Source organism: uncultured Senegalimassilia sp. (assembly GCF_902464545.1).
In the GTDB taxonomy this organism is placed as follows: Bacteria; Actinomycetota; Coriobacteriia; order Coriobacteriales; family Eggerthellaceae; genus Senegalimassilia.
Map to the genome: position 1 here is coordinate 25,535 of NZ_CABQJR010000027.1, position 7,387 is coordinate 32,921.

4 protein-coding genes are annotated in these 7,387 nt (G+C 61.5%); 3 read left to right on the plus strand and 1 reads right to left on the minus strand.

Annotation, left to right across the window (positions count from 1 at the left end):
- Window positions 1–6: 6 nt before the first annotated feature.
- Entirely contained in the window at window positions 7–516 is a 510-nt protein-coding gene (locus tag RDW26_RS07820) for a hypothetical protein (protein ID WP_307983157.1), read from the plus strand.
- A 270-nt stretch (window positions 517–786) separates the two neighbouring features.
- On the opposite strand, the gene RDW26_RS07825 is transcribed toward RDW26_RS07820, so the two are convergent.
- Window positions 787–2,988, minus strand: coding sequence for a penicillin-binding protein (locus RDW26_RS07825; RefSeq protein ID WP_307983158.1), 2,202 nt, complete (start codon window positions 2,986–2,988; stop codon window positions 787–789).
- Window positions 2,989–3,130: 142 nt separating this feature from the next.
- Between RDW26_RS07825 and RDW26_RS07830 the strand changes: the two genes are divergently transcribed.
- Complete coding sequence (locus RDW26_RS07830) at window positions 3,131–5,647, plus strand: DUF3656 domain-containing protein (RefSeq protein WP_307983159.1); 2,517 nt, start codon at window positions 3,131–3,133, stop codon at window positions 5,645–5,647.
- A 48-nt stretch (window positions 5,648–5,695) separates the two neighbouring features.
- The gene (gene tyrS, locus RDW26_RS07835) at window positions 5,696–6,907 is read left to right on the plus strand and encodes a tyrosine--tRNA ligase (protein WP_307983160.1); all 1,212 of its coding nucleotides are present in this window, start codon (window positions 5,696–5,698) and stop codon (window positions 6,905–6,907) included.
- The last annotated feature ends 480 nt before the right edge of the window (window positions 6,908–7,387 follow it).

Consider the following 7,387-nt stretch of genomic DNA (forward strand, 5'->3'; position numbering starts at 1 on the left):
CCGGAAATGGCTCATACGATGGTAAAACTGACGGCAACGGTTTGCGCTGCGGCGTTGAGCGTTGCCGTGCTAGGCGGCTGCATGCCCCAGCAGCAAACCTCTGCGGCTTCGCAGGCGCAGTCGGACAACCGTGCCTATATGACGCAGGTCAATCAAACCATGGAAACGCTGCAAACCCGTCTGAACGGTTTTTCGGATGCCGTGTCCCGTGGTGACGTGGTCACGATGCGCACCCAGGCGGACAACGCCTTCAAAGCACTTGATGAACTCGACAGCCAAGAGGCGCCCGATGCTCTCAAGGGCGTGAAGCAGTGCTATGTCGACGGCAGCGAGCAGCTGGAGAACGCTTTGAATGCCTACATCGAGCTGTACACGGAAATCGACAGCGCAACGGATGCGCAGCCGTTCGATTGGTCTACGTACGACCAGCGCCTTGCTGATATTCAGGCTGCTTACAACAGCGGCATCGAAAAGCTGCAGGAAGGCGACAAAACCGCCGCTGATCTTCCGCAATAAGGCTTTCTAGAAGAAGGAGCCGTCATCGAGCCTAAGGCCGAGACGGTAAGATGAAAACGAGGATGATCCCCCGCGATACCGTTTCGCGGGGGATCATCCTCGTTTTGGCGGCTTTTGGGCATTCCGGTATCTAGCGCTTCTCCGTCAAGCTGCCTTAGATAGCTCCTCGATTAATCGCCTTGTGTCGACTTTGCCAAGCTGCCTGCGACGGCTTTTCGTCGAAGGCAGCTAGCGCCGGCTTCGACGCGCAACCAGCGGCGATTCGATTTGCTAGTTGGTCTTTGGACCGGTGGATAACACGACCACCACCATGCCGTCGCTGGCAATGTATTGCCTGATCACGCTATCCTTCGGTACCGTGCTCGAGTATTCCGTCACCGAGCCGGCCTTCCAATCTTTCAGTAGCTCTTTCGCCACTTCAAGCGTTTTGCCCGTGACGTCCGGCGGCGTTTTCGCGTTTGCCGTGCCGCTGGCCTGCGATGAGGTTGCGGTCTGAGAGCCCGAGGTTATCGTCGTAGGTGTCTGTTTGTCGGAGGATTTCTCCTCCTCGGCGCCAAGTGCTGCTTTCTGCTTCTCGTTGAAGGCGTTGTTGTAGCTAGGGGCTTTCGTCTCGGGGAATTGCTCGACCGCCTTGCCGGCGCATGCGCGATCCATAAAGTCCTTCCACAGGGCGTTGCAGTTCAGCTGCGTGTCCGTGGCTATGCTGCCGGCAGGATTGCCGATCCAGGTTGCCACCGAAAGCGATGGGGTGTACCCGACCAGCCAATGGTCGGCGAAATCGGTCGAAGTGCCAGTTTTGCCCGCAACGGGCTGGTCGTTGCCAAGCTTCGCGGTTTGCGCCGTGCCATCAGACGCCTCGAAGACCTGTCGAAGCACTTTAGTGGTCGCGCCGGCGACTTCTTCGCTTATCACGCGTTTCGAGGTGTCATCGGCCTTGTAGATGATGTTGCCGTCTTTGTCCTCGATCTCCGTGATCACAATCGGCTCACGCTTGGTGCCGCCGCTTGCAAGCGTTGCGTAGGCGCTGGCCATGTCGAGCGGAGTTACGCTGGCCACGCCAAGCGTCGTGGTGTACACCGTGTTCATCGGCGATTCGACGCCCAGCCGTTCGGCCATCTTCGTTGTTGCGGCCTGCCCGATTTCCTCGGAAAGGCGCAAATATCCCGTATTTGCCGAAACAGCGGTGGCGCTTTGGATGGTGCGCACCCCGTAATCGATATTGTCGAAGTTCTCGAACGTTTGCTCCCTGCCGTCGACCTCCTTGGTCATAGGGGAGGAGCAGTCGATGCGCGTTTGAGGCGAGATCCCCTTTTCTATAGCTGCCGCAAGCGTGAACGCCTTGAACGTCGATCCCGCTTGGCGGCCTCCGCCGCCCGTTCCTGTGGCGATGTTCACCTGGCTGATATCGTAGTCGCCACCGCCGACCATGGCTTCGACATAGCCTGTTGCGGGGTCGATGGCAACCAGGGATGCATCAAGGTCTCCGCTCATGCGGGCTCGCTGCGCGGCGCATGCCGCCTCCGCGTCGTCTTGCAAGGAGGGGTTCAAGGTGGTGCGGATGGTCAGCCCGCCTTCGAACAGGCTGGCATACGAGCATCCGAAGGGATTGTCCTCCTCCATAAGGAGGTTGCGCACATAGCTGGTGAAATATGGGTATGCGTAAATGCCGTCCTCCGGAACCTCCGGAGCGGGATCGAGGTTCAACGGCTCGGCTTGCGCGGCATCGCACTGTTCCTGGGTGATATCGCCAGCGGATAACATACGCTCAAGGACAAGGTTGCGGCGTTCCAACGCTGCGTCGGGATACGTTTTCGGATTCAGGAACGTCGGCGACTGCGGAATGCCGGCCAAGGTGGCGGCTTGCGTAAGGCTCAAATCGGCAGCATCGGTTTGGAAATAGTTTTGCGCAGCTGCCTGTATGCCGTAGCAGCCATCGCCGTAGTTCACGGTGTTCAAGTACATCATAAGCAGCTCGTCTTTGCTGTACTGCTTCTCAAGATCCATGGCCAACTGCGCCTCGCGCACCTTGCGCTCGATCGATATCTCGTTGGCCTCTTGGGTGAGCACCGTGTTGCGCACAAGCTGCTGCGTGATGGTGGATGCGCCTTCCAGGCTGCCTCCGGCAAGGTTGTTGACGAATGCGCGCGCAATGCCCGGGAGGTCAACCCCTCCATGTTGGTAGAAGCGCACGTCCTCGGTGTCCACCGTGGCTTGTTTCGCGAGGTCGCTGACCTGGTCTGATTCAACGGGATCGCGCTTTTCCAGCTGGAATTCCGCCAACACCGTGGAGCCGTCGGCGGCATACATCACCGATTCCCGTGCGTGGTTGGTGAAGTCAGTGTCCTCGATGGGTGGAAGGTCGTCGCACCAGCCGTCCATTACCCGCAGGGCGCCCTTGACGCCCCAGTAGCCCGTGAAACACAGGCATGCAACGATAACCAGCAAAAGCCAGGCGGCGGCATGGGTGCGCATTTCGCGCTGTTTTCGTCTGAGTTTCATTGTTCGATTATACTACTGTGGCTTTTTTCTTATGCTGTTGCAACTGGAATTAACAAGGCGGCTTCTGCCGCGTGGAACTTGCAGCTGTCTTCTCTACTCAATGGGGGTTGAATATATGGATCAAGAAGTGGAGCTTCTGGCGCCGGCTGGCGGCATCGCGGCGTTCCATGCCGCTGTGCGTGGTGGCGCCGATGCGGTTTACCTGGGCCTTCAATCGTTCAACGCGCGACGTGGCGCCGACAATTTCACCATCGATACGTTCGCCGATGCTTGCGCTTTCGCGCACCTGCGCGGCGTGAACGTGTACGTTACGCTGAACACGGCCATTTTGCCCGGCGAGGTCGATAGCGCCATGGAAACGGCGCGCCAGGCTTATCGCGCCGGCGCCGATGCGTTCATCGTGCAGGATATCGGTATCGCCTCCGAGCTTTCGCGAACGCTGCCGCAGGCCCGTTTGCACATCTCCACGCAAATGAATACGCACAATAAGGCGGGCATGCGCGCCGCCGCCCAGCTCGGGGCAGCGCGCGTGACGCTCGCGCGCGAGCTGTCGCTGCCCGAGATCGAGCATTTGGCGAAGGTCGGCGACCAGCTGGGTCTTGAAATCGAGACGTTCGCCCATGGCGCGTTGTGCGTGTGCTATTCAGGCCAGTGCTTCATGTCCTCGCTCATCGGCGGGCGCTCGGCCAATCGCGGGCTGTGCGCGCAAGCGTGCCGCCTGCCGTACGCATTGCATAACGTGGCGAAGAACAAGCCGCTCCCGGCACCGGGCGACCACCTGCTGTCCCCGCAGGATCTGTGCAGCATCGACTTGCTTCCCGGTCTGGTGCGCGCCGGCGTCGCGTCCCTCAAAATCGAAGGCCGCATGAAGTCGCCCGAGTACGTCTATGCCGTGACCAGCGCTTATCGCGCCGCGCTCGACCGCGTTCTCGCGGCGCGCGATGCCGCACGTGAAAGCGGCCTGCAGGATTGGACCGCTCCGGGAGGCACGGAGCAGGAGCACGCCCAGCTTGCCGAGGCGTTCTCCCGAGGCTTCACCACTGCGTATCTGGAGGGCAAGCGCGGAAACGAGATCATGAGCTACGGCCGCCCGAACAATCGCGGCGTGTTCATCGGACGCGTGGCGTCTGTGAAGAACGGAAAAGCTGCCGTGGCATGTGAGCGCCCCATCGTTGCGGGCGACGTGCTCGAGTTTTGGACGAATAAGGGCCATTTCGCCTATACGGTCTCCCAGGTGGATACCGACCGTAACGGCAATCTGCTGCTTGCGCCCGAGCGCGCGGTGGGGAAGGGCGATCGCGTGTTCCGCGTGCGCAGCGCCGAGGCTGCGTTCGTCGATGATGACCGCCTGCCGCGTATCCAGGTGCAGGGTCGCGCGCGTCTGCGCATCGGGCAGCCCCTTCGCATTGAGTTTTGCCTGGCTGACAACTCCGCCGACCCGCGCGCGCTGCGCGGCGCCCGCAAGCGGTTTGCAGAGGGTGAGCTGCCCATCGGGGCTGCCGAGGGGCAGCAAATCGAGCCCGCACGCACCAAGGCCGTTAGTGAAGATGATGTCCGCGCCCATATCGATAGGTTGGGGCAGACTCCGTTTTCCCTGGTGAACCTTGATGTCGACATGGATGAGGGCGTGGGAATCGGCTTCTCGCAGCTGCACCATGTGCGCGCAGAGGCGCTCGACTCACTTGAGCAAGCGTTGCTCGAGGGCACGTCCCAGCGCCCGCTGCCGCGCGTGGAGGCGGGAAGCCGAATGCTCCCGGCGCATGCCGGCGGCGTCCATATCGCGGTGCTGGCAACCAACCCGGCCTGCGCTCGGGCGGCAAAGCGCGCCGGCGCCGATGAGGTGTACGTTCCTGCGGTCAACCTGGCGCATGGCCAGGCCACCATCGCCGGCCAGCTCTCGGAAACCGCCGAACAGGCAAGCTATCCGAAGGCATGCGCCGTTGTGCTGCCCGTCGCCGACCATGACGACTGCGAGCTCACGCGCGAACATGCATGCGGCTTCGACGCCTGGCGCAGCGTTCACGCTGATCAGGCCGTCATGGCCGAAAGCCTCGGGCAGCTCGTTCGCGCTCACGAGGCGGGCGCCTGTGTTGAGGTGGGGCCGCACCTGCCCGTCACCAATGCGCTTGCCCTGCAAACCGCGGCACGCCTTGGCGCGAAGCGGGTCTGGCTCTCGCCCGAGCTCAACCTGGCCCAAATCTCCGATTTGGCGAAGGAAAGCCCCGTCGAGCTCGGCCTTACCGTCATCGGACGTCAGGAGCTCATGACCACGGAGCACTGCATGCTCATGAGCCAGGGCCCCTGTGCTCAGGAGTGCGCAACATGCGCGCGCCGCAAAAGCCCGCATTTCCTGAAGGATCGCAAGGGTTACGACTTCCCGGTGATGTCCGACCAGCTTGGCCGCAGCCATCTTTACAACAGCGTGCAGCTTGATGTGGCGCATGCCGTCCCCGATATCGTTCAGGCTGGCATCACCTGGCTTCTGGTGGACAGCACGCTCATGAACGTGCAGGAGACCACCCAGGCGGTGCAGCGCGTCGTGCGCGCCCGCAACGTGGCACATGCTCAGGGCACGGCGTTGCCGAAAGAGCCCGGTTGCACCAGCGGACACCTGTTCCGCGGCGTGCAGTAAGCCGCATGTGCTAGAATCCGGAAGATACGCGTTTAGAAAGAGGAAACCATGCTGTCCGCAGAAGAACAACTGCACATCATCGCATCGGGCGCTGCGCAAATCGTGCCCGAAAGCGGCCTGCTCGAAAAGCTCAAGCGCGGCAAGCCGCTCAACATCAAGCTTGGCGTCGACCCCACCAGCCCTGATCTGCATCTGGGTCATGCGGTCCCGCTGCGCAAGATGCGCCAGTTCCAGGACCTGGGCCACAACGTCACGCTTATCATCGGCAACGGCACGGCGCTCATCGGCGACCCGTCGGGCAAGAACACCACCCGCCCGCAGCTCTCTCAGGAGCAGGTGCAGGCCAACGCTGAAACCTACGTCGCCCAGGCTATGAAGATCCTGGACCCCGAGAAAACGAAGATCGTCTACAACGCCGACTGGATTTTGTCGCTGAATCTCAAAGACCTTCTCGGCCTTATGAGCAAGTTCACCGTCGCCCGCATCCTCGAGCGCGACGACTTTACGAAGCGGTACCAGTCCCAAACGCCCATCGCCATGCATGAGTTCCTGTACCCCATCATGCAGGCATATGACTCGGTCATGGTGAAGGCGGACGTCGAAATGGGCGGCACCGACCAGCTGTTCAACCTTCTGGCCGGCCGCGACCTCATGGAGAAGATGGACATGGAGCCGCAGATCGCGCTCACCATGCCGCTGCTCGAGGGTACCGACGGCGTGCGCAAGATGTCGAAGAGCTACGGCAATTACGTCGGCCTTACCGACGATGCCAACGATATGTTCGGCAAGGTCATGTCCATCCCCGACGAGCTCATGGTCAAGTACTATCGCCTGGCATCCACGTTGCCCGTCGCCGAAATCGATCAGCTCGAGGCCGATCTGAAGGCGGACAAGCTGCATCCCAACAAGGTCAAGCGCGCATTAGCCCGCAACATCGTCGCCGCCTATCATGATGAGGCTGCGGCCGAGCAGGCGGAAGCCGACTTCGACCTGAAGTTCAAGGACCACGGTTTCCCGGAGGACGCGCCCACGTTCCAGGCCGACCTCACCCCGGGCGAAGACGGCACCGTGTACTTCGCCAAGCTGCTGGTGAACGCCGGTGCGGCGCAAAGTGTTTCCGACGCACGACGCCTCATCGACGGCGGCGGAGTCAAGCTCAACGGCGAGGCGCTCGAGCCCAAGTCCTACAACCTGGAGCCCGCCCGCCTTGAAGGCGCGCAGATCCAGGTCGGCAAGAAGAAGTTCTTGCGCCTGGTTTAGCTGCAAAGCTAGAAGCCGTAACTATATATATAGCGAATCGAACGGAGGGGGTCGAAGATCGGCCCCCTCCGCTTGCGCACAGGGATGAGATGCCCACGATGTGTCGCCTCATTATCCTGGCGAATGTGCGGGGCACCCGCCTGGATCCGCCCCGCGTCGTCCAACGCTCTGCCCCCGGTAGTTGCGATTGCCGCTATGCCGAGCGGCGCATCCCGCCCCGGGCGCGCCCCGTCTATATACACGGAAGGGCGCAAAGCGCTCGAACCCCTCCTGGCTAAAAGGGGACCGCAACGCGCCCTCGAGCCCCCTCCGAACCCCATATGTGTGCAGAATGTGAAGATAGCGCCGAGCGCGAAATAGTTCTGGACACGGCCCGGGGAGGCGCGTATTATTCAATCCTGCGCCAAGCACGAAAGCGCTTGAGCGAAAGCCGCGGGGGCATCCCCGCAGGCGGGAACCTTGAGAACCGGATACTGGACA

Bases quoted from the DNA above. Each gene is read 5' to 3' on its own strand.
- RDW26_RS07820 (WP_307983157.1), top strand. From the start codon at position 7: ATGGCTCATACGATGGTAAAACTGACGGCAACGGTTTGCGCTGCGGCG.
- RDW26_RS07825 (WP_307983158.1), bottom strand. From the start codon at position 2,988: ATGCGCACCCATGCCGCCGCCTGGCTTTTGCTGGTTATCGTTGCATGC.
- RDW26_RS07830 (WP_307983159.1), top strand. From the start codon at position 3,131: ATGGATCAAGAAGTGGAGCTTCTGGCGCCGGCTGGCGGCATCGCGGCG.
- tyrS (WP_307983160.1), top strand. From the start codon at position 5,696: ATGCTGTCCGCAGAAGAACAACTGCACATCATCGCATCGGGCGCTGCG.